The sequence below is a fragment of the Mesorhizobium sp. M0698 genome (genome assembly GCF_040320455.1).
In the GTDB taxonomy this organism is placed as follows: Bacteria; Pseudomonadota; Alphaproteobacteria; order Rhizobiales; family Rhizobiaceae; genus Mesorhizobium.
Window position 1 is genome coordinate 17,640 of sequence record NZ_JAMYPQ010000005.1, and the last position, 26,322, is coordinate 43,961.

The window sequence follows — 26,322 nt, forward strand, 5'->3', positions numbered from 1 at the left end:
GCCTGCGCTAACTAGACGGGTATCCCAAGCCGTTTGGCCAAACCCTTCTGGAGAGTTACGCATGTCCACCAACACGTCCACCAACACTTCGTTTGCCGGTTCCGGCACCGCCGCCGGCGCCTCGGGCACGATCCTGCTCGGCCGCATCCTGCTTTCGGTCATCTTCCTGCTTTCCGGCTTCGGCAAGCTGACGGCGATTGCCGGCACGGCCGGCTATTTCGGCAGCCTCGGCCTGCCGCTGCCGATGGTGACCGCCATTGTCGTCGGCCTGATCGAACTGCTTGGCGGCCTCGCCATCCTCGTCGGCTTCCAGACCCGGATCGTCGGCTGGGTGATGGCGATCTTCACCGTTGCCACCGCATTGGTCGCCCACACCGGCTGGGCCGATCAGATGCAGATGATCAATTTCCTGAAGAACGTTGCGATTGCCGGCGGCTTCCTCGTGCTGGCCTCCTCGGGCCCAGGCGCCTATTCGATCGACGCCAAGCGCGGCTGAAGCAGTCCAGCATTGCTTGGACAAAAGGGGTGCGGAATTTTCCGCGCCCCTTTTTCGTTGTCGGTTTGTGCCCTTCGGTCCGCTGACGGAAAACCTGCTAAGATCGGGCGCCAGGCCAAGCGGCCGTCGACAACGGAGGTGAAGATGCCCCGCAATGCGCTGCTTCTGCTTTCCCGATTGCTGCTCGCCGCGCTGTTCGTTCCGTCCGGCTTCCACGCGCTTACCGACATTGCCGGCACATCAGGCTATTTTGCCGGCCTCGGCCTGCCGCTGCCAACGCTCGTAGCCTGGGCGACGAGCCTGTTCGAGCTGATCGCCGGACTGCTCATCCTCGTCGGCCTCAAGACGCCGATCGTGGCGCTCCTGCTTGCCGCGTTCTGCATCGCGGCGGGCTTCATCGGCCACTATGGCCAGGGTGGCGACGATCCGACGCTGACCTTCATGCATTCACAGATGCTGATGAAGGACATCGCCATATCAGGCGGTTTTCTGGCGCTGGCGATGGCTGGCGCGGGTGCATGGTCGGCCGACGGCCGGATGGCTGCAGGGACGGGCTAAGCTGCCGCCCGGCTCGGCTCATTTGCTGTCGAGAAAGACGAACTCCGCAAGCCTGGTTATGTTTATGGGCTGAGAGAGAAAGGCGCCATGCCCCATTTGACCGACGCTGATGGTCAGGCAAACTTGTCTGCTTTCCACCGCGATCGGCAGCCATTCATATCCATATTGATCTGCGCCCTTGGGGGAGTAGCTCCGAAGATTGCTGTCAATCGCGACATACAGGTAGTTACGCAATTGGATCAGGCTTGCCCTCTTCAGGTATGGCAACAGGTCGGTTCGGCCCACGACAGGGTCAAGAAAGTTGCCGAGGGGCTGATGAACGGACAGAGTTCGATCGACAGCGCCAGGACAGAGATTAACGTCCGCAAAAAACGTGTTCATCGAAATCGATCTTTGAAATTTGATCATTTCGTCGCTTATTCTAAATACAAAGTAATTTATCTTTTGCCCACTTTTAGGTTTTAAAAAACCTTTGAGCAGATTGAATGGTGTTTTGCCGTCTGCGCCTTTTGGATAACTCTTCTCAAACTCAAACGCGCCTTTTGCAGCAACGGAAACCTTGGAAACCGTCTGAGCTCTGGCCGCGTCGACAATCAACAATGACAGGACGGAAAGCAGCAGCGGCAGGATTTGACTGGATTTCACGATCTTCTCCCAAGCGTGGAGCTTGCAGCGAATTGCCACATGCAATTGGCGTCGTGCCTGAAACTACTTCACAGAAACGCTTGGCCCGCCCTCGACTGCCAGCACCAGCCGGCGATTGGTGACCCTTGCCAGCTGTGCCAGCCGGCCGGCCGGCCGCTCGCCGTAAAGATCGGCCAGCGCTGCCGGCAGCACCAGCGCCAGCACGCCATTGCCGCGGTTTTCCCATTTCAGCCGTGGCATGACGCCCGGCATTGCCGCGGTCAGCAAATAGACGACGCGCAGCAGCGCGGCCAGCACGCGGGCGCGCTCGAGATAGCGCGGTGTCGCCAGTCCGCGGATTTCCGGAGCGGCTTCATTGAACACGCCCTCGTGGCGAAACAGGCTGACAAGCGCCAGGAAGGCGCGGCCGGGATGATCGACGCCGATGAACGAGGCGTGGGCGATGATGTTGAGCGATTGCTTGCCGCGATATTCGGGATGGGCACGCCAGCCGATATCGGCGAGCAGGCAGGCGGCGTGGCGGTAGCGCGCCTCATCCCTGGTCTCGTCGATGCCGAAGGCGGCGAACGCCTTGCCGGTCCACTCGACAAGCTCATGCGCGTGGTCGACCGAGCGCGAGCGCAGGCGGGCAAGCTCTTCCGCCGCCGAGATCAGCGGATCGGCCTTCTGCTCGGCCTCGTCGAGCAGCGAGTAGAGAAAGCCCTCGCGCACGCCCAGCGCCGACACGATGATCTTCGACGGCTGCATCGCCGCCATGATCTCCTGCAGCACGATGGCGCCATAGGGCAGCAGCGAACGGCGGTTCTTGGAGATGCCCTCGATGCCTTTGATCTTATCTATCTCGACCTTGGCGACCTGCCGGAGGAAGTTCGCGGCGCTTTCGATGCCGATCTCGTAATGGTGCATGACGCCGAGCGGGTAGTTGGTCATTTCCATGTGCAGTCGGGCGAGGTTTCGCCAGGTGCCGCCAACCGTGTAGAAGGCCCTGCCCTGCCCGGCTTTCAGCAATTTCGCCCGCGCCAGTTGCTCGCGCGTGATCTTTGCCGCCTGGGTCAGCGAGTTCTTCGCCATGTCCTGCAGGCGCAGGCCGCCCAACGGCAGCGTGATGCCGTCACCGATCGTCTCACCGTCGATGTCGATCAGTTCGAGGCTGCCGCCGCCAAGATCGCCGGCGATGCCGTTGGCCGGATGGAAACCGGAGATGACGCCGAGCGCCGAATAATGGGCTTCCTCGCGGCCGCTCAGCACCTGGATCTCGGTCTTGAGCACATCCTCGGCGCGGTGGATGAAGTCGGGGCCGTTGACGGCCTCGCGAGCGGCGGCGGTCGCCAGCACATATATGCGCTCGGCGCCGGCCTGGTCGGAGAGCGCGCGGAAGCGGCGGAACTCTTCCATCGAGCGCGTCACCGCCTCGGGATCGAGTTTTCCGGTCGAAACGATGCCGCGGCCGAGGCCGGCCAGCATCTTTTCGTTGAACAGCAAGGTCGGCGAACGCGCCAGCCCCTCATAGATGACAAGACGGATCGAGTTCGATCCGATATCGATGATGGACAGCGGTCGGCGGTCCTGAAGCCGGCCCTGGGACGCTGAAATCATCAGCCCGTCGCTGCGTTCTGTTTCTTGCGGCGCTTGAACTGCGCGATGCGCTTGGGCGCATGCGACTTCAACGCATCGCCCCGTCCGGACAGGCTCGGATTGGTCATGAAATATTCCTGCGCGTTGAACGGTTCCTCGCCCTCCTCCAGCACAACGCGCCGGGAGGTTCCGTCAGCCAATACGTCGAAACTTTGCTGGTTGTCCATGATGTTGCCGAGCATGATCTGGCCGAGCACCTGTTCGTGCACAGTTGGATTGGTGATCGGCACCATGGTCTCGACACGGCGGTCGAGATTGCGCGGCATCAGATCGGCCGAGGAGATGTAGACGATCGCCCCGTCCGATGGCAGGCCGTGGCCGTTGCCGAAGCAATAGATGCGGCTGTGCTCGAGGAAACGGCCGACGATCGACTTCACCCTAATGTTCTCCGATAGGCCGGGCACCTGCGGCCTCAGGCAGCAGATGCCGCGCACGACGAGATCGATCTCGACGCCGGCGCGGCTGGCATCGTAGAGCGCGTCAATGACGATCGGGTCGACCAAGGCGTTCATCTTCATCCAGATGCGGGCCGGCCTGCCCTCCAGCGCGTGGCTGATCTCATCGGAAATGTGCTTGAGGATGCGGTCGCGCAACGTGAACGGCGATATGGCCAGCCGCATCTGCTCGGCCGGCTCGGCATAGCCGGTGATGAAGTTGAACAGCTGGGCGACATCGCGCGCGATCGTCGGGGCGGTGGTGAAGAAGGACAGGTCGGTGTAGATGCGCGCGGTGACCGGGTGGTAGTTGCCGGTGCCGAGATGCACGTAATTGCGCAGCCTGCCATCCTCGCGGCGCACGACCAGCGACATTTTCGAATGGGTCTTCAGTTCGAGGAAGCCGAAGACGACCTGGACGCCGGCTCGCTCGAGGTCGCGGGCCCAGCGGATGTTGGCTTCTTCGTCGAAACGCGCCTTGAGCTCGACCAGCGCGGTCACCGACTTGCCGGCCTCGGCGGCGTCGACCAAAGCGCGTACAATCGGGCTGTCGTTGGAGGTGCGATAGAGCGTCTGCTTGATCGCTACCACTTCCGGATCGGCCATCGCCTGACGCAGGAACTGCACCACCACGTCGAAGGATTCGTAGGGGTGGTGGACGATGATGTCCTTCTCGCGGATCGCCGCAAAACAATCGCCGCCATGCTCGCGGATGCGCTCGGGAAAACGCGGGTTATAGGGCGTGAACTTCAGATCGTCGCGGGCGACGGCGACGATCTCCGAAATCTGGCTGAGCGCCAGCGGACCGGTGAGCACGCTGATCCGGCTTGCCGAGACACCAAGCTCGCCGGCGACGAAGTCGCGCAACTCGGGCGGCATCAGCCTGTCGAACTCGATCCGGATGACCGAACCGCGGCGGCGGCGCTTCAGCGCCGTCTCGAACAGGCGCACCAGATCCTCTGATTCTTCCTCGACCTCGATATCGCTATCGCGGATGATGCGGAACGTGCCGGAGCCCTTGACCTCATAGCCTGGGAACAGCTTGCCGATATAAAGACCGACCGCCTCCTCGAGCGGGATGAAGCGGACATGGCGCTTGCGATCCGGCAAACGGATGAAGCGCCTCAGCGCCACCGGCAGGCGCAGAAGCGCGCTCATTTCCTCGCCGTTCTTGCGATGGCGCAATTGCAGCGCCATCGAGAAACCGAGATTGGGAATGAACGGGAACGGATGCGCCGGATCGATCGACAACGGTGTCAGCACCGGAAATACCTGCTCCTGGAAATGGTCCTCCAGCCAGGCCTTCTCGTCCTTGCTCAGCGCCTCGCGAGTGATGCTTTCAATGCCTTCCTTGTCGAGGAGCAGCATCAGCGCCGAAAGGCTGTTCTGCTGGTCCTCCTGCAGGCGCTCGACCTCGCGTAGCAATTGTTCAAGCTGCTGCTCGGGCGTGCGTCCGTCCGGGCTCTTCAGCACGATGCCCTCGCGCACCTGGCCGGCAAGACCCGCAACGCGGACCATGAAGAACTCGTCGAGGTTGGCGGCCGATATCGACAGGAAGCGAACACGCTCGAGCAGCGGATGATTGGCGTTCAGCGACTCTTCGAGCACGCGCCGGTTGAATTGCAGCCAGGAAAACTCGCGGTTGACGAAGCGGTCGGGATTGCCGCCTTCGCGGCTCGCCGCCTCGACGGTGATGAATTCGTTCTGCACCGGCTTCAGTTCGTTCATGGTTTCCGCTCTTCCCACACCGTTCGACGACCATAGCCTTAACCGGCTTAACTTATCCTCTGACAGGCTTTTGCGACAGTTTCATTTCATCGATCTTGCAAAGAGACGGGTTATGATCCAGATGCAATCGACAAGATCAGGAGACGACGATGGCAGGCGGTTCCATTCCCCATTTCCAGAACGATGCGGGCTATCCGGCAATCGACATCGGCGTCAAGGAATTCATGTGCACCGGCGCCAATCCGCCTTTCGACCACCCCCATGTATTTCTCGATATGGGCGACGACAATGAAAAGGTCTGCCCCTATTGCTCGACGCTCTATCGCTATTCGCCGAAGCTGAAGGCGTTGGAAACGCAGCCGCCGGGCTGCCTCTATCTCGACCAGGCCGCCTGATTCTTCCGCGACAAGCCTGATGCAGGAAACGCAGTCCCGGCAGGTGGTCATCGCCGGGGCGGGCGTCGCTGGGCTGACCGCGGCACTGGCCTTCGCCGAGCGCGGCTATCGGATAAAACTGTTCGAACAGGCGCAGCACCTCGAGGCTGCCGGCGCCGGTATCCAGCTTTCGCCCAACGCGACGCGCATCCTACGGCAGCTCGGCGTACTCGATCGGCTGTTGCCGACGGCGGTGCGGCCGGAGGCGGTCGTGCTCAAGGATGCCGCCACGCTGCGCAAGCTGGCGCGCGTACCGCTTGGCCAGGCGGCCGAAACGCGCTGGGGAGCGCCCTATCTCGTTGCCCACCGCGCGGATCTGCAGTCAGCGCTGATGCAGCGAGTTTCGGAGCAGCCCGGTATCGATCTGATCGCCGGCGCGCGGGTGACCGACATCGCAGCCGGATCGAAAGGTGTTACCGTCACTGCATCGGCTGATGGCGCCACGGTCGAGGCTGGCTGTCTGCTGATCGGCGCCGATGGCGTCTGGTCGTCGGTGCGAGAAACGCTTGCCCGCAACGCAGCCGATTTCCGGAGAAGCCGGTTTTCGGGCGAGCTTGCCTGGCGCGCCACGGTGGCCGCCGACAGCCCCGCCGGACAAACCTTTGCAGCGATCGGTGCGCCCGATTGCGTTACTGCATTCCTCTATCCCGGCTTCCATATGGTCGCCTATCCGGTCAGTCGTGGCACTGCCTTCAACCTCGCCGCCTTCACTGGGGGCGAGCGCATCGCCGAGGGCTGGTCGGGGCATGCCAACCCCGCCAGCCTCGCCAGCGCCATGCGCGGTACCGCGCCGGCGCTGGTCCGTCTGGCGAGCGAGGCGGCGCCGTGGATGGCATGGCCGATCCACACCGTCGAGCAGCGGCGATGGACGACGCCGGAAGGCATCGCGCTGATCGGCGATGCGGCGCACGCGATGACGCCGTTTGCCGCACAGGGCGCGGCGATGGCGATCGAGGACGCGGCGACGCTTGCCGGCTTCGTTGCGGCCTCCACAGCCGATCTTGAGGGGGCGCTTGCCGCCTGGGAACAGGCGCGGCGGCCGCGCGTCGCCCAGGTCGCCCGCCGCGGCGCCATCAACCGCCTCGCCTGGCATGCGGCCGGGCCGGTGGCGATGGCCCGCAACCTGTTCCTGGCGATGCGCTCGCCCGAAAAGCTCGCCGCCGATCTCGACTGGCTCTATGGTTGGTGGGCGTAGGACGCTCGGCGGTCCTAAGTCGCCTTGTCAATTGTAAAGCCGCATCGACAGGCCGAGCGAGGCCGGCAGCGGATTCCACCAGCCGGTGCGCAGCCCGGCCGTGCGCAATGCCGCCGCCGTCCAGGTGTTGCAGCCGATCAGCGCGTTGAAATGACCATTGGCTTCGAAGAACCGATCGAAGCGGGAATAGGCCGCACTCTCGATCGGGATGGCCCCGTTCGGCCCCTGCCGGAAGCTTGCCGCAATGTAATCGAGCAGCGCCGTAAACCGCTCCTCGCCGATGTCGAAGCCGGCGACGTCGCGATGCGGCTCGGCGATGTCGACGGAAATGTCGACATGCATTGCCGAGGCATCGACCGTCAGCGCCTTCATCACCGGCACCGCCTTCAGCTCCGACCAGGTCGGCGTCTCCAGATAGAAGGCGCGGCCGCCCCAGCCGAAGACGATGTAGCGGACCTCCGCCACGTCTGCTGGAATGCCGGCATCGACCAGGAAATGGAAGCGCCGGCGCACATCGTCGTCGACCGGGATGGCGATGTCGGTGTGGATCGGATTTTGCAGCACCAGGATACGGTGGCTTGTGCCGATCGGATCGGCAACGGCCGCCGGCCAGAGCGGGCGCGGCAGCAGCGTGCCCAGCGCCACCGCAAGGACTGCTGCAACGACCAGCAGGCCAAGAAAACGGGCAAGCTTCTTCATGGGAAAGGCATAGAACAAGCCATGCTCAAGGTGAAGCCCCTCCGAAAGGTGCACAGCTGACTTAGAGCTTGACGCGTATCCTCCCCGGGAGGATATGCTGAAGGCATGTCAGATCATCTCCACGCTTCGCATCCTTCCATCGTAAAGCGCCTGAAGCGCGCGCAAGGCCACCTTGCGGCGGTGCTGGCGATGATCGAGGCGCATCGCCCTTGCGTTGACCTGGCGCAGCAGCTTCATGCCGTCGAAAGGGCCATCAGCAGCGCCAAGCGCGAGCTGATCAACGATCACATCGAGCATTGCCTGACGGACAGCGTCGAAACCGGCGGCAACTCGCTGGCGGAACTCAAGCAGCTGGCGAAATATCTATGAATTCCATCGTAGCCCCCATTCTGGAATGGCTCGGGCTCGGCTCGCACGCCGCACATCATCACGGCGGTCACGGTCCGCACGGTCACAGCCATGGCGTCATCGACGCGACAATTGCCACCACCGACCGGGGCATCTGGGCAATCAAATGGTCGTTCGTGATCCTGGCCATCACCGCGGCATTGCAGATGGTCGTGGTTGCGTTGTCGGGGAGCGTGGCATTGCTGGCCGATACGATCCATAACATCGGCGATGCGACCACGGCGATCCCGCTATGGATTGCGTTCGTGCTGGCGCGGCGCAAGCCGTCGCGGATCTTCACCTATGGCTTGGGCCGGGTCGAGGATCTGGCCGGCATCATCATCGTGCTCATCATCCTGTTCAGCGCTGTAGTCGCTGCCTACCAAGCCATCGACAGGCTGATCAATCCACAAGTGGTGACACACCTGGGCTGGCTGACTGCGGCGGGTATTGTCGGCTTCCTCGGCAACGAGGCGGTTGCCGTGTTCCGTATCCGCGTCGGTCGCGAAATCAACAGCGCGGCACTGATTGCCGACGGCTACCACGCCCGCACAGATGGACTTACCAGCCTTGCCGTGGTCATCGGAGCCATCGGCGTTTGGTTCGGCTTTTCCTTGGCCGATCCGATCGTCGGTCTGCTGATCACGATTGCGATCTTCGGTATCGTCTGGCAATCGGCCCGCTCGGTGCTGACCCGCATGCTGGATGGAATCGAACCCGGTGTGATGGACGAAATCCGACATGCCGCCGAGCATGTTCCGGGCGCGCGCATTGTCGATGCCAAGGCGCGCTGGATCGGTCATAGATTGCACGCCGACATCGCAATTGCCGCGGACGGAACCCTGCCGCTGTCGGCGGCGAACAAGATCGCCGCAGCGCTGAAGGACGAACTATCCCAGCATATGCCGGCCCTGGCTGAGGCGAATGTGCGGTTTTCAACGGAACGTGGAGAGAACGACCATCCTCACGAGCACACGCATGACCACGGCCACATGCACTGACGCTCGCCGATTTTCTGCTAGTCTCGTCCGATGTTCCAGACGCTCGTCGAATTTCAGCGCACGATCTATCTGACGCTCGGCGAACAGATCAAGCTGCTTGCGGCCGGAGGCAATTGGCTGGCGTTCGTGGCCTTCCTGCCGATGGGCGTCGTGTTCGGGGCTGCCCATGCGCTGACGCCGGGGCACAGCAAGGCCGTCCTGGCGACTTATCTTGCCGGTTCGGATGCGAAGGTCTCGCGTGGTCTGCTCGTATCTATCACGCTATCGTTCACGCATGTGACGATTGCCGTTCTGATTGCGGCTCTCTCGCTGCCACTGGTCTCAATAGCATTGGGCAGCGTCGGCCGCGCTCCGCTTCTGGAGCACATCAGTCGCGGGCTGCTCGGCCTCATTGGCGTCTGGATGCTCTGGCGCGCTTTGAGCCACAGCCATCACCACAGGCACGAGGGCGAGGCTGTCGGCGTCATGGCAGGCCTGATCCCATGTCCGCTTACGCTTTTCGCGATGACTTTCGCGATGTCCAGGGGTGTTCCGGCAGCGGGCGTCCTGTTTGCCATCACCATGATGGTCGGCGTGGCGCTGACGCTGTCCTGCGTCGCCATGTTGTCGATCGTGTTTCGGGAACGGCTTGTACAGTTTTTCGCGCGCCAGCCACGGCTGTTCGAAACCATCTCCCGGGCCATCGAGGGCGCCGCCGGTCTCGCCCTTGCCGGCGTCGCTGTCTGGCAGATCACCTCAGCTTGAGAGAAAATTTGGCCCCAGCCACTGCATGGCGTCCGGGCCGGTGCACCGGCTGGAACGAGCCTAGGCGACGCCGGGCGCACGGTCAGCGCTCGTCGAATACGCGCGAAGCCAGCAAGACAGAGAGCCCGGTCCGCCGGTCTTGTCCCGAACCGGCGTACAGGATCAGTGCAGGATCTGCGACAGGAACAGCTTCGTGCGCTCATGGCGCGGGTGGTCGAAGAACTCGGCCGGCGTGTTCTGCTCGACGATCTGACCCTGATCCATAAAGATCACCCGGTTGGCGACTTTGCGCGCAAAGCCCATTTCGTGGGTGACGCAGAGCATGGTCATGCCTTCCTCGGCCAGCCCGACCATCGTCTCTAGCACTTCCTTGATCATTTCCGGGTCGAGAGCCGAGGTCGGCTCATCGAACAGCATGATACGCGGGTTCATGCACAGCGAGCGGGCGATCGCCACGCGCTGTTGCTGGCCGCCGGAAAGCTGGCCGGGATATTTGTTGGCCTGTTCCGGGATCTTGACGCGCTTGAGGAAATGCATGGCGATTTCCTCGGCCTGTTTCCGCGGCATCTTGCGCACCCAGATCGGCGCCAGCGTGCAATTTTCCAGAATGGTCAGATGCGGGAACAGGTTGAAGTGCTGGAACACCATGCCGACCTCGCGGCGCACCTCGTCGATCTTCTTCAGATCGTTGGTCAGTTCCTTGCCGTCGACTATAATCTTGCCCTTCTGGTGTTCCTCCAGTCGGTTGATGCAGCGGATCATCGTCGATTTGCCGGAGCCCGACGGGCCGCAGATGACGATGCGCTCGCCGCGCATCACCTTTAGATTGATGTCCTTCAGCACATGGAATTCGCCGTACCATTTGTGCATGGCGATGATGTCGATGGCGACATCGGTGGTGGAAATATGCATCTTGGCGGCATTGACCTTGATCTCTTCCGCGCTGACGGCGTTTTCTATGGCCATGACAAGGTCCCCTTTTTTAGCGTTTGTGGCCGGTGTCGAGACGGCGTTCCGTGTACATTGAATAGCGCGACATGCCGAAGCAGAACAGCCAGAAGATGAAGGCCGCGAAGACCAGGCCGGATCTGGCCGTCTGCGGCGTCGCCCAATTGGCGTCGGAGAAGTTCTGCTTGACGATGCCGAGGAGGTCGAACATCGAGATGACGATGACCAGGCTGGTGTCCTTGAACATGCCGATGAAGGTGTTGACGATGCCGGGAATGACCAGCTTCAGCGCCTGCGGCATGACGACCAGACCCATCTTCTGCCAGTAGCTGAGGCCGAGCGAATCGGCGCCCTCATACTGGCCTTTGGGGATCGCCTGCAGGCCGCCGCGCACCACTTCGGCCATGTAGGCGGCGGCAAACAGCGACACGCCGATCAGCGCGCGCAGGAACTTGTCGAAGCTGACGCCGGCCGGCAGGAACAGCGGCAGCATCACGCTGGCAAAGAACAGCACCGTAATCAGCGGGATGCCGCGTACCGTCTCGATGAAGATCACGCACAGCAGCTTGACGATCGGCATGTTCGAGCGCCGGCCGAGCGCCAGCACGATGCCGACCGGCAGCGACACAGCTATGCCGACAAAGGACAGGCTGAGTGTCACCAGCAGTCCACCCCAGAGCGGGGTTTCGACATAGGGCAGGCCGAACATGCCGCCGATCAGCAGAACGAAGGCGACGACCGGCAGTGCAAAAAAGAGAAGAATGGCATTCAGCCCCTTGCGCGGTACGCGCGGAATGAGCAGCGGCACCAGCAGCGCCACGAACAGGATGGCCACCAGGATCGGGCGCCAACGCTCTTCCAGGGGATAGCGGCCGAACATGAACTGGCCGAACTTGGCGTTGACGAAAGCCCAGCAGGCGCCGGTCCAGCCGTCCGACTGGATGCCGCCCTGCGCCACGGTGGCGCAGACCGTGCGGTCCGGTCCCGTCCACTGGGCGTTGATGAAAGCCCAATTGACGATCTGCGGCAGGATCATGGCAACCAGCACGATGCCGATGATGGTCAGGATGGTGTCGCCGGTCGATGCGATCAGATTCTTGCGGACCCAGGCGGTGAGGCCGCGCTCGCTCGACGGCGCCGGCTGCGCCAGCGCCATCTCCGTCCGCACCCAGGACATATCGTGCTCTTGCATGGCCCTACCTCTCCACCAGCGCCATCCTGGCATTGACGACGTTCATGATCGCCGACGTGATCAGGCTGAGCGCCAGGTACACCGCCATCATGATCACCACACCTTCGACTGCCTGCCCGGTCTGATTCAAGACCGTGCCGGCCGTCGCCGTCAGGTCCGGATAGCCGATGGCGATGGCGAGCGAGGAATTCTTGGTCAGGTTGAGATACTGGCTGGTCAGCGGCGGAATAACGATGCGCATCGCCTGCGGCACGACGACAAGCCTGAGGATCGATCCCGAGCGCAGCCCGAGTGCCGCGGCCGCCTCGGTCTGGCCTGCGCTGACGCCCCTGATGCCGGCGCGCACGATCTCGGCGATAAAGGCGGCCGTATAGCAGGACAACGCCAGATAGAGTGACAGGAACTCGGGCCTGACCTGAAAGCCACCGACGAGATTGAAGGTCGACTGCTTTGGAAATTCAAAGCTCAGCGGAAAGCCGCTCAGCGCGTAGGCCAGCAGCGGCAGGCCGACGATCAACGCCATGGATGTCCAGAACACCGGGAATGGCTGTCCCGTCGCCATCTGCCGCTGCCGCGCCTTGCGGGCGACGAACCAGGCCATGGCGATGCCGAGGAGCAGTGCGACCAGGATCAGCCAGGAGCCCTCGCCCCATATAGCGCGGGGAAAATAGAAGCCGCGCTGGTTGAGAAAGGAGCCGAACGGCAGATTGATGCTCTCGCGTGGCGGCGGCAGCACGGCGAGCACGCCGGAATACCAGAAGAAGATGACCAGCAGCGGCGGGATGTTGCGGAACACCTCGACATAAACGGTGCAGATCTTCCTGATCAGCCAGTTATGCGACAGCCGGCCGATGCCGACGATGAAACCGATGATGGTGGCGGTGATGATGCCGACGACAGCAACGATCACGGTGTTGATAAAGCCAACCAGGATGGCACGGAAATAGGTCGAATCCGATGAATAAGCGATGGCGCTTTCGCTGATGTCGAAGCCGGCGCGGCCCTTAAGAAAGCCGAAGCCGGAAGCGATGTGCAGCCGCGTCAAATTGGCGATGACGTTGTGGGTAACCCACCAGATACCCGCTACCAGCAGGACGAGGACCAGTGCTTGAAAGAATATGCCGCGGACGCGCGGATCATTGATGAAGGAACCGCGGCTTGGCTCCTCGCGAAGAACTTCCTGCGATGCCATTCGACAGTCCCCTGGAAAGAGAGACCGGAAGGCAGACGATCTGCCTTCCGGATCCATTTTCGATCAGCGGATCGGCGGAGCGTACTGCAGGCCACCCTTGGTCCACAGCGCGTTGATGCCGCGGGCGATCTTCAGCGGGCTGCCGGAGCCGACATTGCGTTCGAACATCTCTCCGTAATTGCCGACGGCCTTGACGATGTTGACGACCCAGTCGTTGGAGACACCTAGATCGGTGCCGATCTTGGTGTCGGCTTCCTGGCCGAGCACGCGCTTGATCTCGGGATTGTCCGAGTTCTTCATCTCGTCGACATTGGCCTGGGTGATGCCCAGTTCCTCGGCGTTGAGCAGCGCGAAATAGGTCCACTTGACGATGTGATACCACTGGTCGTCACCCTGGCGCACGGCCGGCCCAAGCGGCTCCTTGGAGATGATCTCGGGCAACACGACGTGGTCGGCCGGCGAGCTGAGCGTCAGGCGAATGCCGTAGAGACCCGACTGGTCGGTGGTGTAGACGTCGCAGCGGCCGGCGTCATATGCGGCGTTGACCTCATCCAGCTTTTCGAAAACGACGGGGTTGTACTCCATCTTGTTCGACTTGAAATAGTCGGCAAGGTTGAGCTCGGTCGTGGTGCCGCTCTGCACACACACTGCCGCGCCCGAAAGCTGCAGTGCCGAATTCACGCCCGGAAGCTTCTTGGCGTTGATCATGAAGCCCTGACCGTCATAATAGGTGACGCCGACGAAGTTCAGGCCAAGCGCCGTATCGCGGTTGATGGTCCAGGTGGTGTTGCGCGACAGGATGTCGACCTCGCCCGACTGCAGCGCGGTGAACCGCTCCTTGGCGCTGAGCGGCGTGAACTTGACTTTGGTGCCATCGCCGAAGACGGCGGCCGCCACGGCGCGGCAGAAATCCACATCGATGCCTTTCCATTCACCCTTGTCGTCAGGCGCCGCGAAGCCAGCAAGACCCGTATTGGTGCCGCACTGGATGAAGCCTTTCGCCTTGACATCGTCGAGCGTGCTCGCCGATGCGGCCGAAGCCGCGAATCCAAACGCGGCGGCGCCCAAAAGGCCGATTGCAATGTGTTTCATGACCCACTGACCCTTTTCTGTTTTTTCCAGGCGAACCTGATTTTTTCCCGTGTGAACGCAGCTAAGTATCCCGGCCCGTTACCGGAATCCCGCATCGTCACCGACGCGCTGCCTCCCATTCACGAACAACATCGAAGGCGATTATTCCTGTGAGGTCAAGGGAAATGACCAAATCCGAAAGACTTTGAAAACCAACCGCCTGAAATGCCTGAAATTGCAGACAAACGCGCTCGCAAATTGGTCAGCGCGCCAATAAAGCCGGCAAAGTCCGACCGTGAGTTGCCAAGCGCACTTGGCAGCCTTCCCGCGGATCCACGGCTCGTTGCTGAATTGGCATATTCAAGACCTTGGCCTGGCGGGTGCGGTGCGGTTGCGCGGCCAATGCCGCCGCACTATGGCTAACGACCAACCCATGGGACGAAAAGCAATGGCAAAAGACGACAGCGAGATGGGCGTCAACACGCGGCTCGCCCATTCCGGCAACAACCCGCATGACTATTTCGGCTTCGTCAATCCGCCGGTGGTGCATGCCTCGACCGTGCTCTATCCCAATGCGGCGGCGATGGCTTCACGCAGCCAGAGATACACCTACGGCACGCGCGGCACGCCGACCACCGATGCGCTGAACAGCGCGATCGATGCGCTGGAAGGTTCGGCAGGCACGGTCGCGGTACCGTCCGGCCTGGCGGCGGTGACGCTGCCGCTGCTCGCATTCCTGTCGGCCGGCGATCATCTGCTGATCGTCGATTCCGTTTATCATCCGACCCGCAACTTCGCCGACACGATGCTGAAGCGGCTGGGCATCGAGGTCGAGTATTACGAACCGCGCATCGGCGCCGGCATCGCGGCGCTGATCAAGCCCAACACCAAGGTGGTGTTCACCGAATCGCCGGCCTCCAACACTTTCGAGGTGCAGGACATACCGGCCATCGCCAAGGCAGCGCATGCCGCCGGCGCCATCGTCATGATGGACAACACCTGGGCGACGCCGCTCTACTTTCGCCCCCTCGACCATGGCGTCGACATCTCGATCCACGCGGCGACGAAATACCCGGCCGGCCATTCCGACGTGCTGCTCGGCACGGTGTCGGCCAATGCGGACTGCTGGAAGCAGCTTTTCGAGACGTTCAACACGATGGGCTGCTGCGCCGGGCCTGACGACGTCTACCAGGTGCTGCGCGGCCTGCGCACGATGGGCGTGCGGCTGGAGCATCATCAAAAGAGCGCGCTTTCCCTCGCCGGCTGGCTGGAGGGTCAGCCGGGCGTAGCGCAGGTGCTGCATCCGGGGCTGCCCAGTCATCCCGACCACGCCATATGGAAGCGCGATTTTTGCGGATCGAGCGGCATCTTCTCGATCGTTCTCGCGGGCGGCGGACAGAAGCAGCAGCACGCCTTCCTCGACGCGTTGAAGTTTTTCGGCCTCGGCTATTCCTGGGGCGGCTATGAGAGCCTTGCCGTGCCGGTATTCCTTGGCGACCGCACCATCGCCAAGGGCCCGTATGACGGGCCGCTGGTGCGCCTGCAGATCGGGCTCGAGGATGTAGGGGATTTGAAGGCCGACCTGGCGCGCGGGCTGGCGGCGGCCGCTGGGGCCTGAGCCAGCACCTTTTCAAACTGAGTCAGAAAATCGGCGTAACAGCCTGGAAAAATTGCGATCCTGAGCGATATCATGGCGACCGATCGGGCGATGATACGGCTCTACAAAATAGAGGCGGCGGTGTGGTGAAGGCGGTAGAATAGCCTCTGCCAGTCCTTGACACGGATTGAGGCTGGCCGGCGGGATCAGTCGGGAACCTTTTGTCGGCCGATGCATCCAATGTCGCGATGAGAAGCCTATCAGGAGATCGGCTATGCCTGCTGCGTTGACGGCAACGCCCGCCGCTTCGGGCGACATGCAGCTTGTCGGCCGCGCGCTGGCACGTGATGGCGATGCGTTCCGCACCATCATCAAGACGCACAACCAAAGGCTCTACCGCATCGCCCGAGGCGTCGTGCGTAACGACAGCGAGGCCGAGGACATCGTCCAGGAGGCCTATGTCAGCGCCTTTGCCCATCTCGAGGCCTTTCGCGGCGATGCCTCGCTCGCCACGTGGCTATCGCGTATCGTCATCAACGAAGCGCTCGGCCGCTTGCGCAAAAGGCGGCGAATGGTAGCGATGCCTGAAAACCCGCAAGCCGAAATCATCCGGTTTCCCCTCAACCCGAGCGACGATCCGGAGCGGACGATGGCGCAACGGCAGATCCTTGAGCTTGTCGAACGGGCAACCGACAGTCTTCCCGATGTCTACCGGATGGTGTTCGTGGCGCGCGTCATCGAGGGATTGAGCATCGAGGAAACCGCCGAACTGCTTGGCGTGCGACCAGAAACCATCAAGACCCGGCTGCACCGCGCCCGCGCGCTGGTGCGCAAGGCGCTGGACGACCAGATCGGCCCGGTGCTGCTCGACGCCTTTCCCTTCGCGGGCCGGCGCTGCGAACGGCTGACCAATGCCGTGATGCAGCGGCTTGGTCTTTCCGGATAGGCCGCGCCGATTTTCGCGGGAACGTTTGGCGGCGACCTGCATCCAATGAGCATCACTGAAAACGAAGCCCGATGCAGTTCCGCGTCGGGGCGAAGGAGAGCATCATGTTTATTCGATCGACCACGGCACTGGCCGCAGTTTTCCTGCTTAGCGCAGCGCCCTTGTCGCAAGCTGCCGACAAACCGACCGATCCGCAGATCGCACATATCGCCTACACAGCGGGCGTGCTTGACGTCGAAGCGGCCAAGCAGGCGCTGAAGAAATCGAAGAACAAGGAGGTCGTGGATTTCGCCAAGGACATGGTGCGAGATCACGAGGCGGTCAACAAACAGGCTCTCGACCTGGTCAAGAAGCTCAAGGTCACGCCTGAGGATAATCCGACCAGCAAGGCGCTGACCAAGGCAGCGGCCGAAGAACGTGCCAAGCTTGCCAAGCTCAAGGGCGCCGCGTTCGACAAGGCCTATGTCGCCAGCGAGGTGGCCTACCACAAGCAGGTCAATGGCGCGCTCGAAACACTGCTGATTCCGTCGGCCAGCAATGCCGAGCTGAAAAGCCTGCTGGAAACCGGCCTGAAAATATTCCAGGGCCACGAACAGCACGCCGAACACGTCGCCGGCATGCTGAAGTGAGGATTGGGCCGATGATGTCGAGGCGGCATCTGTGGGTTGCGCTGGCATTGGCCATGGTTGCCGCGCCGGCCAAGGCCGAAACCATCGAGGTGACGATCGAGAAGCTTGTGTTTTCGCCGGCAAAGATCGAGGCGAAGGTCGGCGACACGATCAGGTGGGTAAACAAGGACGTGTTCGCCCACACGGCAACCGTCAACGGCGCCTGGGAAGTGATGATCCCGCCGAAGAAGGCGGCGAGCCTGACGGTGAAGAAGGCGGAATCGGTCGATTATTTCTGCCGCTTCCATCCCAACATGAGAGGCCATCTGACGGTGACATCGCCCTGACTGGCTGATGCATGTCGCGCAAAAGTGTGCAGCGGTTTTGCGATAACGACATGCATAAACAACAGCCCAATGCGTGTCGCATGAGGCCGGTCTAATGCGACGCGCTTTTAGGCCGCCAGCCATGCCGTCCCTACAAGAAGCGTGACCAGCGTCAACGGCAGGCCGACCTTGAAGAAGGCGATGAAGCCCAGCGGTTTGCCGGAGACCCGCGCGTGCTCGGCAACGATCAGATTGGCGACCGAGCCAAGCAGCGTGAAATTGCCGGCCAGCGTCGAGCTCATGGCGACGACTAGCCAGGCCCGCTCGGGGTTTTCCAGTCCGGGCACGAACGGCTTCAGCGCCAGCACGGCCGGGACATTGCTCATGATGTTGGACAGCACTGCGGTGAAGCCGGACAGCCGCCAGACATCATTCAGCCCGAGGTCCTTTGCCGAGGCGACGATGTCGGGCGTCAGCAGCGTCTTCTCCGCCCCGGCGACGACGATGAACAGCCCGGCGAACATGAACAGCAGCGGCCCATCGATCTCGCGATAGATGCGCTCAGGTTTGATGGCGCGGGTCAAAAGAAGAATGGCGCCGCCGATCAGCGCTGCCTTGGCGACTGGAACGCCGGCGAAGAAGGCGATCGCCAAACCGACACAGACGACCACCGCCTTCACCACCTGCCCCGGCAGCATGCGGCCGCGATAGACTTCGGGGCTGAGCTCGGCCTTGCGCGAAAATTCGGCGCGGTAGACGATGCGGATGATGACGATGACGGCGACGAGGCCGAACGCCGCGACCGGCGCCAGCGCCGCCGAGAAGGCCGGATAGGAAATCCCCGACAGCGCGCCGATGACCATGTTCTGCGGATTGCCGGTGATGGTGGCGACGCTGCCGCAATTGGACGCCGTGGCGGTGGCGATCAGATAGGGAACCGGATTGCGGTTGATGACGCGGGTGACATGGACGACGATCGGCGCCATGACCAGGCAGATGGCGTCGTTGACCAGGAACGCCGACAGGACGCCGGTCAACAGCGTCACCATCACCAGCAGCATGAACGGCGCATGCGCATGCTCGATGGCGAACCCGCCGAGCGCGCGAAAGGCGCCCGACACTTTCAGATGCGCCACGACGATCATCATGCCGAGCAGAAGCGTGATGGTGTCGAAGCTGATGGCGCGGTAGGCGTCCTCCATGTCGAGCGCGCCGATGGCGATCATCGCCGCACCGCCGAGCAGCGCGATCCCTGCCCGGTCGAGGCGCAGCCCGGGTATCCTGCCGATTGCGACGCCGGCATAGGTCAGGACAAGGATCAGCAATGCCGCCGCGCCCATCGCTGTCATGTGTTGGAAATCCTGTGCGACTGGCGAGTGAACCTGTCCGGAATGGACATTGAAAATATTGGCGATCCCGACAGGATTCGAACCTGTGACCATCGGCTTAGAAGGCCGGTGCTCTATCCAGCTGAGCTACGGGACCGCTGGCCGGCCGCACGACCGGCTGATTTGTTCTTGGCGCCGGCACGGGCCGGCATGGCCGTCAATGCGTCCAGGGCGTCCTGCGGTCATAGCGGAAATTCTCCGCATAAGAAATCTGGCGGCGCTTGATTTCCTTCGGCTCCTCGACGCGAAAAGCGAGCCCTTCCTTCTCGGCATAGGCCACCGCCTCTTCCCTGGTGTCGAAGGTCAGCCTGATCTGGCTTCGCATGTCGCCGGACGTGGTGTAGCCCATCAGCGGATCGATCTTCTTGCGCTGCTCCGGATCGAATTCCAGCACCCAATAGCCGGTCTTGGCCTTGCCGGACTGCATCGCGGTTTTGGCTGGGCTGAAAATGCGGGCTGACATGACCACCTCATTGCTGGTTGCAAGCACACGACCCCGAGACCACATTACTGTTCTCTGGCCATGCACTAGCCCGTCATTACTGCGCAATGCCGTCGGCAGCAAGGCCGATGGCTTTTTACGCTTGCTTTGGCGGGCCGAAATCACTAGGCAACAGACCGTTCGGAGTGTAGCGCAGCCTGGTAGCGCATCTGGTTTGGGACCAGAGGGTCGGGAGTTCGAATCTCTCCACTCCGACCATTCATCAAGCAAATCTCGTCGGCAGGGCAAGCGGATCACGCTCGAGTGTGTCTCCCGTCGCCGGTCATGTTTAAGCGACGGACGGACAGCACGAGCCCGCGCTGCCCGTCCGATATGCAAGCCGTCAGCCCTGGATGAAGGCCAGCAGATCCGGATTGATGATCTCCGGATGCGTGGTGCACATGCCGTGCGGCAGGCCCTTGTAGACCTTGAGCGTGCCGTGCTTCACCAGCTTGGCCGCAAGCAGCGCAGAATCGGCGATCGGCACGATCTGGTCGTCGTCGCCATGCATGATCAGGACGGGCACGTCAATCTTCTTGAGATCGTCGGTGAAGTCGGTCTCGGAAAAGGCCTCGATGCAGTCGTAATGGGCCTTGGCTCCGCCCATCATGCCCTGGCGCCACCAATTGTCGACGGCGCCTTGCGAGACCTTGGCGCCCTCGCGGTTGAAGCCATAAAACGGGCCGGCCGGCACGTCCCTGTAGAACTGGGCGCGGTTAGCGGCCAGAGCCGCGCGAAAGCCGTCGAAGACTTCGATCGGCAAGCCGCCGGGGTTGCTGTCGGTCTTGACCATAATCGGCGGCACGGCGCCGATCAGCACCGCCTTGGCAACACGGCCGCCGCCGCCATAAAGCGCGACGTAACGCGCCACCTCGCCGCCACCGGTCGAATGGCCGATGTGGATCGCATCCCTGAGATCGAGATGCGCCGCCAGCGCCGCAACGTCGGCGGCGTAGGTGTCCATCTCATTGCCAGTCGCGGTCTGCGACGAGCGGCCGTGGCCGCGGCGGTCATGTGCGATGACGCGGTAGCCCTTTTCGAGGAAGAACAGCATCTGGTTGTCCCAGTCGTCTGAGCTCAGCGGCCAGCCGTGATGGAACACGATCGGCTGGCCCTTGCCCCAATCCTTGTAGAAAATCTCGGTGCCGTCATGGGTGGTGAATGTGCTCATCGTTCTACTCCTTGATGAAAAAGCCGGGGGGTAACAGGGAAGCTTTTAGACCCTTCAGCTGGACAAATTATAACAGTGCGGTCAGGGTGAGCATTGGCAAAACGGACATTCAACGTGGCAAAACTGACAAATGACGGCTGCGCGTGATCTGATCGAAATCGGCCTTGTCTTGTATCCCGGCGTGCAGGAAGCGGCCGTGCTCGGCCTGACCGATCTTTTCATGCTGGCAAACCGGCTGGCTGTCGAGCGGTCGCCCGAGGCGGCGAGGCTTCGCGTCAGTCATTGGCAATTGGAGGACGCGGGCCACACCGTAGTCCGCACCTTCGACAGCGACCCCGGCGCCGACAATGAACCAGCCATGGTTATCCTCCCGCCGACCTTGGGAGATCCGATCGCTCGGGAAGCAGCCGCGCCCTATGCCGGCTGGCTCAGGGACCGTCATGCGGCAGGCGCGACGCTCGGTTCGGTCTGTGCCGGCGCTTTCGTGCTTGCCGAGACCGGCCTGCTGTCGGGTCGTGCTGCGACCACGCATTGGGCCTATCGCGACGCGCTGGCGCTACGCTTTCCAGACATCCTGCTCGACGCCGACAGGCTGGTCATCGACGATGGCGACATCATCACCGCGGGCGGCTACATGGCCTGGACCGATCTCGGCCTGAAGCTGGTGGACAGGGTGCTCGGGCCGACCGTGATGATGGACACGGCGCGTTTCATGCTGGTCGACCCGCCGGGCCGCGAGCAACGCTTTTACAGCCCGTTCGCGCCGCGGCTGACCCACGGCGACGAAGCGATCCTCAAGGTGCAGCACTGGCTGCAGGCGAACGGCGCGCGCGATGTGACGCTTGGCGCCATGGCCGATCACGCCGGGCTGGAGGAGCGGACTTTTCTGCGGCGCTTCCGCAGCGCCACCGGCCTCAAGCCGACCGAATATTGTCAGCACCTGCGGGTCGGCAAGGCGCGCGAGATGCTGGAAACCACGATACGAGCGATCGACCAGATCGCCTGGGAGGTCGGCTATGACGATCCCGGCTCCTTCCGCAAGGTATTCGCCAGGATAACCGGCCTCGTGCCCGGCGACTATCGCAAGCGCTTTGGCACGGAACGAGCGGTGATTGCAGGCGGAGAGAGCTGAGGCCAGCCGCGCAATGGCGCTATCGATTCGATGCTGCCAAAGGCAAGCTCGCCGGGCGAGAACCCCAACCACCCATCTCCCGGCGAGCCTACTACCTGATTTGATACGCAATCAGGACCGGGATTAGCCGGCAAGCTCTTTGCTGCAAGACAGATGCCAGCTTTTGTTCCCGAAATGGGACAGTGGCGGAACTGGAATCGTCAAATCTCGAACTCGCCCTGCCCTTCGTCCATGGCGCTGACGGTCTCGGCGGCGAGCGCGCGGGTGATCGGCGTCTTGCGCTCGAGCGCGGTGCGGTCGAGCCGTTCGACCACGCGCATGGCAGTGGCCAGCGAGCGCTCGATGCGGCGCACCAGATATTGCACGACATGCGGCTCGACCTCGACCTGGCGGTCGGCGAACAGCTTTGTGATGACGCCGGCCAGCAGAAGATCGTCGGGTTCGTGGATCTCGACGGTCGCCGCCGCCTTCAGCCGCGACGCCAGGTCGGGCAGCCTGACGCCCCAGGCGGACGGGAAGCGCCGCGCCGTCAACAGCAAGCTCGAGCCGGCGCCGCGCACCGCGTTGATCAGGTGGAAGAGGCCGTGCTCATCGATCGGTTCGGCATCGATATCGTCGATCAGGGCCGGATGCGGGCCGAGGTTTTCGATGCAGTCGCCGATGCGGCCGGCCTCCACTTTCACGGCGTCGGCGCGGGTCCGCCAAATCGAGGCCAGATGGGTTTTCCCCGAGCCGGCCGGCCCGGCCAGCACAACGACCGGCGACGGCCAGTCCGGCCAGCGGTCGACAAGCGCCGCCGCCTGGCTGTTGGTGCTGGAGACGACGAGCTCGTCGCGCGAATAGCCGGTGCCGTGGCCTAGATCGAGCGGCAATTGACGCGGCGGATCGATCTTGTCCGGCATCTGGCTCAACCGCGCGCGCCCCCGCGGCGCCGCACCTGCAGCGGCGGCACCGGCTCGTCGGCATGGCCCTTGTAGAGCGGCGATTCCAGATAGCGGGCGATGGCGAAACGCACCAGAACGGCAACGGCGGCGGAAGCCGGCACGGCAATCAGCAGGCCGACGAAGCCGAACAGCGCGCCGAAGGCAAACAGCGCAAACATCAGCCATACCGGATGCAGGCCAACGCTTTTGCCGACCAGCCTGGGCTGCAGGATGTTGCCCTCGATGAACTGGCCGACGAAGAACACACCGGCCACCGCCGCGATCATGGTCCAGTCTGGCCAGAACTGGACGAAGGCGACGCCGACGGCCAGCACCAGGCCGGTCAGCGAGCCGACATAGGGGATGAAGGAGATCAGCCCGGCGAACAGACCGATGAGGATGCCGAAATTCAGGCCCGTCAGTGTCAGGCCGGTGGCGTACATGGCGCCGAGCACCAGGCACAGCGTGCCCTGTCCGCGCACGAAGCCGGCGGTTGCCGTGTTGATGTCCCTGGCGATCGTCCTGACGGTCTTGACGTAATCGCGCGGCACCCAGCTGTCGACGATTGCCACCATGCGGTCCCAGTCGAGCAGCATGTAGAAGGCGACGACCGGCGTTACCACGAACAGGCTGACGACCGAGACCAGCGCCACGCCGGAGCTCCAGATCGAGGTGAAGACGGTGGTCAGGAGGCCGAAGCCGGAGGTCAGCAGCGAGTTCAGGCCTTCGCGCAGCCCGTTGGCGTCGACGCCGAATTTTTCTTCCAGCCATTTCGGGTCGAAGCTGGTGATCAGGCCCTGCAGCCGGGTCAGATAGTCCGGCAGCTTGCTGGCGAAATCAGCCATCTGCGAGGCGAGCACCGGAACCAGGATGACGACGGCCAGCACCAGGACGACGATGAAGGCGATCAGGATGACCACCGTTGCCATCAGCCTGGACAGGCCGAGCCGCTCCAGCCGGTCGGCCACAGGATCGAGGAAATAGGCGAGCACCATGCCGGCGACGAACGGCAGAAGGATGCCGCTGAAGACATAGAGGAAGACGGCGAGGATGATGGCGCTGACCAGCCAGAAGCGGATCTGCCGGCGAAACGACGCCGATGCCGCAGCCTCCGCTGCCGCGGCTTCGGCCTCGGCGTCGATGGACCGTTCGTCAGGTGCCCGGTGGTCAGGTGCCCCGCGTTCAGGTGCCGGGTGTGGAGCCTTCGCCATAGCCGCTCATATGCCTCAGCCAAGCCACGAGATAGGCCGCGGCCGAAGCCACGGTCAAGACCCCGGACAGCAATATGAGGGCCGGCCTCAGCGGATCGAGACGGATGTCGAAGGCGAGTTCGCCCAACACCACTGCCGCCAGCACGATCTGGATCGCGGTGTTGGCCTTCGACACCAGGAGCGGCTTCATCTCGACGGGATGCGCCATGACGGTGGACAAAAGCACGGCGCAGACGATCAGTGCGTCGCGCGACACCATGGTAACGACCAGCCACAGCGGCAGTTCGCCGCTGAAGCCCAGGACCACGAAAACCGAGACCAGCAGCAGCTTGTCGGCCATCGGATCGAGATAGGCGCCGAGCCTGGAAAACTGGTTGAAATGGCGGGCGATGAAGCCGTCGACGCCGTCGGAAATGCCGGCAATGAGGAAGCCGGCAAACGCCCAGTCCCAGCGTTCCTGCAGCATGGCCAGCACCACGGCCGGCACCAGCACGAAGCGCATGATCGTGATCATGTTGGGGATGGTCAAACGCATATCCCGTCGCTCTTGTTTGTCGATACATGATGGAGATGGACGGTTACGGCAAGTGAGAAGCGACACCGAAGCTGCCAATCTCCCCACGAGGGCGCCAGCAATGAAATAGTTCAAGACCAATGTCGATTTCGGGGAAACTCATTCGTCTCACGATAGGAAGCCGAAGAATTCGCCCAGGCAAGGAAACGGACGCGATGACAATCACTATCACAGCATTTGAACGATCGCCCGATGGCGGCAAGGGACTGGCGCGTGATACGCGCGTTCGCTGGGCGCTCGAAGAAGTGGGGCAGCCGTATGAGGTTCGTCTTGTTTCCTTCGCAGAGATGAAGGCGCCTGAACATCTGGCCATCCATCCCTTCGGCCAGATCCCCACCTATGAGGAAGGTTCTCTCTCGCTGTTCGAGACCGGCTCGATCGTCTTTCATCTTGCTGAGCAGCATGCGGGATTGCTGCCGAAGGATCGCAATGCCCGCGCGCGTGCGATCACGTGGATGTTTGCCGCACTTAACACCGTCGAACCGCCGATCCTCGAATTAACGACGGCAAGAATATTCGAACGTGACAAGCCTTGGAGCGAGGAGCGCTTGCCGTTGGTAAAGGACCGTGTTCGCGCTCGGCTGGACAAACTCTCGGCCCACTTGGGCGTCGCCGACTGGCTCGATGATACGTTCAGCGCCGGCGATTTATTGATGGTATCGGTGCTGCTGCGACTAAGAATGTCAGGCATTTTGGACGAATATCAAAACTTGGCTGCCTATGTAGCGCGCGGGGAAGCTCGGCCGGCTTATATCCGGGCTTTCGCCGCGCAATTTGCAATCAACGCAGGGGGCGTGAAGAATAGCCAGCGTTGAACTAACCAAATGGAAGCGAGCCCGAAGCGCGCTATCCTTTGGCCGTTAGGAAACAAGGCGCAGTGGATGGACTAATAGGCCGTTAGCAAGGCACGATGCGCAACAGAGAGGGAGTGGAACCTTGTCTTTGGCCGTTGGCGAAGCGCGTAAGTATCTCGATACGTTCATGACGGGACATGGCTTTCGCCGCACCCGGAAAGGCGTCTTCGAAGTCGACCGGAGCGACGATATCAGCCTGATTCTCGAAGAGGCCTTTACTGCAAGCCATGGCGATGTTCATGTGAACATGCTCGTTTACCTGGACTTTCTTACCGTCAGGCCGTTGCTTGAAAGGCTGTACGGCAAAAAATGGATCTGGCCCGGACTGTCGCAGTTTCATCCTGAAACGATATTTAACAATGAGCTGAAAGCTTATGCTCGTTACTTCGAGCACCTTGACCAGACGAGCATAGATAGGTTGCTGGGGAAATATGTCGAGCTGGCGCGACGGATCAGGGCTCAGAACCCGGACCTCGCCAGTTACGTCGCCGGACATAGCGAGTTGCTCGACAAACCTTACGAATTCACACAGCCCTTCGCAGTTCGAATCCTCGCGCTGATTGCCTGCGAAATCGAACTTGGGCACTACGAGCGGGTGAAGCAGGCTGTGCACTGGATTCGAACGAACAATGGCGGAATAGCGCTGAGCGGCTACGCCAAGGCACAACTCGACCGCGTCGACATGGTTCTGGCGGAACGAGAGGGGCGTCCATAAGGGGGGCAGCTTGGGCGACTGTCCACTCCTTTGTCGA

At 62.2% G+C, this 26,322-nt stretch carries 28 protein-coding genes and 2 tRNA genes; 15 read left to right on the forward strand and 15 right to left on the reverse strand.

What is annotated here, in order from left to right; genetic code table 11:
- Window positions 1-61: 61 nt before the first annotated feature.
- Entirely contained in the window at window positions 62-496 is a 435-nt protein-coding gene (locus NKI16_RS13045) for a DoxX family protein (protein WP_023677622.1), read from the forward strand.
- A 144-nt stretch (window positions 497-640) separates the two neighbouring features.
- On the forward strand, window positions 641-1,054 hold the full coding sequence (locus NKI16_RS13050; RefSeq protein ID WP_352594427.1) for a DoxX family protein: 414 nt from the start codon (window positions 641-643) through the stop codon (window positions 1,052-1,054).
- 18 nt (window positions 1,055-1,072) lie between these two features.
- Here NKI16_RS13050 and NKI16_RS13055 read toward each other — a convergent pair whose 3' ends face one another.
- The 3 genes from NKI16_RS13055 to NKI16_RS13065 all read right to left on the reverse strand — a co-directional run bounded on the left by NKI16_RS13055 (window position 1,073) and on the right by NKI16_RS13065 (window position 5,496).
- Complete coding sequence (locus NKI16_RS13055) at window positions 1,073-1,699, reverse strand: hypothetical protein (protein ID WP_352594426.1); 627 nt, start codon at window positions 1,697-1,699, stop codon at window positions 1,073-1,075.
- Between the two features lie 63 nt (window positions 1,700-1,762).
- Window positions 1,763-3,295, reverse strand: a complete 1,533-nt coding sequence (gene ppx / locus NKI16_RS13060; protein ID WP_352922910.1) for an exopolyphosphatase — start codon at window positions 3,293-3,295, stop codon at window positions 1,763-1,765.
- Entirely contained in the window at window positions 3,295-5,496 is a 2,202-nt protein-coding gene (locus tag NKI16_RS13065; protein WP_352906929.1) for an RNA degradosome polyphosphate kinase, read from the reverse strand. Before NKI16_RS13065 ends, ppx begins: the two co-directional genes overlap by 1 nt.
- 149 nt (window positions 5,497-5,645) lie before the next feature.
- On the opposite strand from NKI16_RS13065, the gene NKI16_RS13070 reads away from it, so the two are divergent.
- Window positions 5,646-5,891, forward strand: coding sequence for a zinc-finger domain-containing protein (locus NKI16_RS13070; RefSeq protein ID WP_023677627.1), 246 nt, complete (start codon window positions 5,646-5,648; stop codon window positions 5,889-5,891).
- 19 nt (window positions 5,892-5,910) lie between these two features.
- The gene (locus tag NKI16_RS13075; RefSeq protein ID WP_352906928.1) at window positions 5,911-7,125 is read left to right on the forward strand and encodes an FAD-dependent monooxygenase; all 1,215 of its coding nucleotides are present in this window, start codon (window positions 5,911-5,913) and stop codon (window positions 7,123-7,125) included.
- A gap of 27 nt (window positions 7,126-7,152) precedes the next feature.
- Here NKI16_RS13075 and NKI16_RS13080 read toward each other — a convergent pair whose 3' ends face one another.
- The gene (locus NKI16_RS13080) at window positions 7,153-7,824 is read right to left on the reverse strand and encodes a TIGR02117 family protein (protein WP_352636532.1); all 672 of its coding nucleotides are present in this window, start codon (window positions 7,822-7,824) and stop codon (window positions 7,153-7,155) included.
- Window positions 7,825-7,929: 105 nt separating this feature from the next.
- On the opposite strand from NKI16_RS13080, the gene NKI16_RS13085 reads away from it, so the two are divergent.
- From NKI16_RS13085 to NKI16_RS13095, 3 genes are read left to right on the forward strand one after another with little or no spacing between them, the layout of a single operon-like run.
- Entirely contained in the window at window positions 7,930-8,193 is a 264-nt protein-coding gene (locus tag NKI16_RS13085) for a metal-sensing transcriptional repressor (protein WP_023677629.1), read from the forward strand.
- The gene (locus NKI16_RS13090) at window positions 8,190-9,212 is read left to right on the forward strand and encodes a cation diffusion facilitator family transporter (RefSeq protein ID WP_502894598.1); all 1,023 of its coding nucleotides are present in this window, start codon (window positions 8,190-8,192) and stop codon (window positions 9,210-9,212) included. The genes NKI16_RS13085 and NKI16_RS13090 overlap by 4 nt, the downstream gene beginning before the upstream one ends.
- A gap of 30 nt (window positions 9,213-9,242) precedes the next feature.
- Window positions 9,243-9,956 (forward strand): HoxN/HupN/NixA family nickel/cobalt transporter, encoded by a 714-nt coding sequence (locus NKI16_RS13095; protein WP_352922914.1) that lies wholly within the window; start codon window positions 9,243-9,245, stop codon window positions 9,954-9,956.
- A 162-nt stretch (window positions 9,957-10,118) separates the two neighbouring features.
- On the opposite strand, the gene NKI16_RS13100 is transcribed toward NKI16_RS13095, so the two are convergent.
- The 4 genes from NKI16_RS13100 to NKI16_RS13115 all read right to left on the reverse strand — a co-directional run bounded on the left by NKI16_RS13100 (window position 10,119) and on the right by NKI16_RS13115 (window position 14,380).
- Window positions 10,119-10,868 carry an amino acid ABC transporter ATP-binding protein gene (locus NKI16_RS13100; protein ID WP_031212005.1) on the reverse strand — a complete coding sequence of 250 codons (750 nt, stop codon included), beginning with the start codon at window positions 10,866-10,868 and terminating at the stop codon, window positions 10,119-10,121.
- Between the two features lie 70 nt (window positions 10,869-10,938).
- Window positions 10,939-12,096 carry an amino acid ABC transporter permease gene (locus NKI16_RS13105; RefSeq protein WP_352569728.1) on the reverse strand — a complete coding sequence of 386 codons (1,158 nt, stop codon included), beginning with the start codon at window positions 12,094-12,096 and terminating at the stop codon, window positions 10,939-10,941.
- A 4-nt stretch (window positions 12,097-12,100) separates the two neighbouring features.
- Entirely contained in the window at window positions 12,101-13,288 is a 1,188-nt protein-coding gene (locus tag NKI16_RS13110; protein WP_352922917.1) for an amino acid ABC transporter permease, read from the reverse strand.
- 63 nt (window positions 13,289-13,351) lie between these two features.
- Window positions 13,352-14,380 carry an amino acid ABC transporter substrate-binding protein gene (locus NKI16_RS13115; protein ID WP_023677635.1) on the reverse strand — a complete coding sequence of 343 codons (1,029 nt, stop codon included), beginning with the start codon at window positions 14,378-14,380 and terminating at the stop codon, window positions 13,352-13,354.
- A 427-nt stretch (window positions 14,381-14,807) separates the two neighbouring features.
- On the opposite strand from NKI16_RS13115, the gene NKI16_RS13120 reads away from it, so the two are divergent.
- The 4 genes from NKI16_RS13120 (at window position 14,808) to NKI16_RS13135 (ending at window position 17,857) form a co-directional block, all read left to right on the forward strand.
- The gene (locus NKI16_RS13120) at window positions 14,808-15,977 is read left to right on the forward strand and encodes a cystathionine beta-lyase (RefSeq protein ID WP_352569727.1); all 1,170 of its coding nucleotides are present in this window, start codon (window positions 14,808-14,810) and stop codon (window positions 15,975-15,977) included.
- 253 nt (window positions 15,978-16,230) lie between these two features.
- On the forward strand, window positions 16,231-16,902 hold the full coding sequence (locus NKI16_RS13125; protein ID WP_023677637.1) for an RNA polymerase sigma factor: 672 nt from the start codon (window positions 16,231-16,233) through the stop codon (window positions 16,900-16,902).
- A gap of 104 nt (window positions 16,903-17,006) precedes the next feature.
- Window positions 17,007-17,531 carry a DUF4142 domain-containing protein gene (locus NKI16_RS13130; RefSeq protein WP_023677638.1) on the forward strand — a complete coding sequence of 175 codons (525 nt, stop codon included), beginning with the start codon at window positions 17,007-17,009 and terminating at the stop codon, window positions 17,529-17,531.
- A gap of 14 nt (window positions 17,532-17,545) precedes the next feature.
- Window positions 17,546-17,857 (forward strand): cupredoxin domain-containing protein, encoded by a 312-nt coding sequence (locus tag NKI16_RS13135; protein ID WP_352569824.1) that lies wholly within the window; start codon window positions 17,546-17,548, stop codon window positions 17,855-17,857.
- 107 nt (window positions 17,858-17,964) lie between these two features.
- Here NKI16_RS13135 and NKI16_RS13140 read toward each other — a convergent pair whose 3' ends face one another.
- The 3 genes from NKI16_RS13140 to NKI16_RS13150 form a co-directional block, all read right to left on the reverse strand.
- On the reverse strand, window positions 17,965-19,185 hold the full coding sequence (locus NKI16_RS13140) for an anion transporter (RefSeq protein ID WP_352569726.1): 1,221 nt from the start codon (window positions 19,183-19,185) through the stop codon (window positions 17,965-17,967).
- 59 nt (window positions 19,186-19,244) lie between these two features.
- A tRNA-Arg gene (locus NKI16_RS13145) sits at window positions 19,245-19,321 on the reverse strand.
- Between the two features lie 60 nt (window positions 19,322-19,381).
- Entirely contained in the window at window positions 19,382-19,687 is a 306-nt protein-coding gene (locus NKI16_RS13150; protein WP_023677641.1) for an ETC complex I subunit, read from the reverse strand.
- Window positions 19,688-19,847: 160 nt separating this feature from the next.
- On the opposite strand from NKI16_RS13150, the gene NKI16_RS13155 reads away from it, so the two are divergent.
- Window positions 19,848-19,924 (forward strand) — tRNA-Pro (locus NKI16_RS13155).
- A 124-nt stretch (window positions 19,925-20,048) separates the two neighbouring features.
- On the opposite strand, the gene NKI16_RS13160 is transcribed toward NKI16_RS13155, so the two are convergent.
- Complete coding sequence (locus NKI16_RS13160; RefSeq protein WP_352622345.1) at window positions 20,049-20,876, reverse strand: alpha/beta fold hydrolase; 828 nt, start codon at window positions 20,874-20,876, stop codon at window positions 20,049-20,051.
- 130 nt (window positions 20,877-21,006) lie between these two features.
- Here NKI16_RS13160 and NKI16_RS13165 point away from each other — a divergent pair, with 130 nt between their 5' ends.
- On the forward strand, window positions 21,007-22,008 hold the full coding sequence (locus NKI16_RS13165) for a GlxA family transcriptional regulator (RefSeq protein WP_352622346.1): 1,002 nt from the start codon (window positions 21,007-21,009) through the stop codon (window positions 22,006-22,008).
- 200 nt (window positions 22,009-22,208) lie between these two features.
- On the opposite strand, the gene hdaA is transcribed toward NKI16_RS13165, so the two are convergent.
- The 3 genes from hdaA to NKI16_RS13180 are packed head-to-tail and all read right to left on the reverse strand — an operon-like array spanning window position 22,209 to window position 24,671.
- Entirely contained in the window at window positions 22,209-22,910 is a 702-nt protein-coding gene (gene hdaA, locus NKI16_RS13170) for a DnaA regulatory inactivator HdaA (protein WP_023677644.1), read from the reverse strand.
- Between the two features lie 5 nt (window positions 22,911-22,915).
- Window positions 22,916-24,142, reverse strand: a complete 1,227-nt coding sequence (locus NKI16_RS13175) for an AI-2E family transporter (RefSeq protein WP_031212006.1) — start codon at window positions 24,140-24,142, stop codon at window positions 22,916-22,918.
- A complete protein-coding gene (locus NKI16_RS13180) occupies window positions 24,114-24,671 on the reverse strand; it encodes a CDP-alcohol phosphatidyltransferase family protein (RefSeq protein WP_023677645.1) in 558 nt (185 codons plus the stop codon). The genes NKI16_RS13175 and NKI16_RS13180 overlap by 29 nt, the downstream gene beginning before the upstream one ends.
- A gap of 200 nt (window positions 24,672-24,871) precedes the next feature.
- Here NKI16_RS13180 and NKI16_RS13185 point away from each other — a divergent pair, with 200 nt between their 5' ends.
- Both NKI16_RS13185 and NKI16_RS13190 read left to right on the forward strand, forming a co-directional pair.
- Window positions 24,872-25,531, forward strand: a complete 660-nt coding sequence (locus NKI16_RS13185) for a glutathione S-transferase family protein (RefSeq protein ID WP_023677646.1) — start codon at window positions 24,872-24,874, stop codon at window positions 25,529-25,531.
- 121 nt (window positions 25,532-25,652) lie between these two features.
- The gene (locus NKI16_RS13190; protein WP_156937367.1) at window positions 25,653-26,285 is read left to right on the forward strand and encodes a hypothetical protein; all 633 of its coding nucleotides are present in this window, start codon (window positions 25,653-25,655) and stop codon (window positions 26,283-26,285) included.
- Window positions 26,286-26,322: the final 37 nt, after the last annotated feature.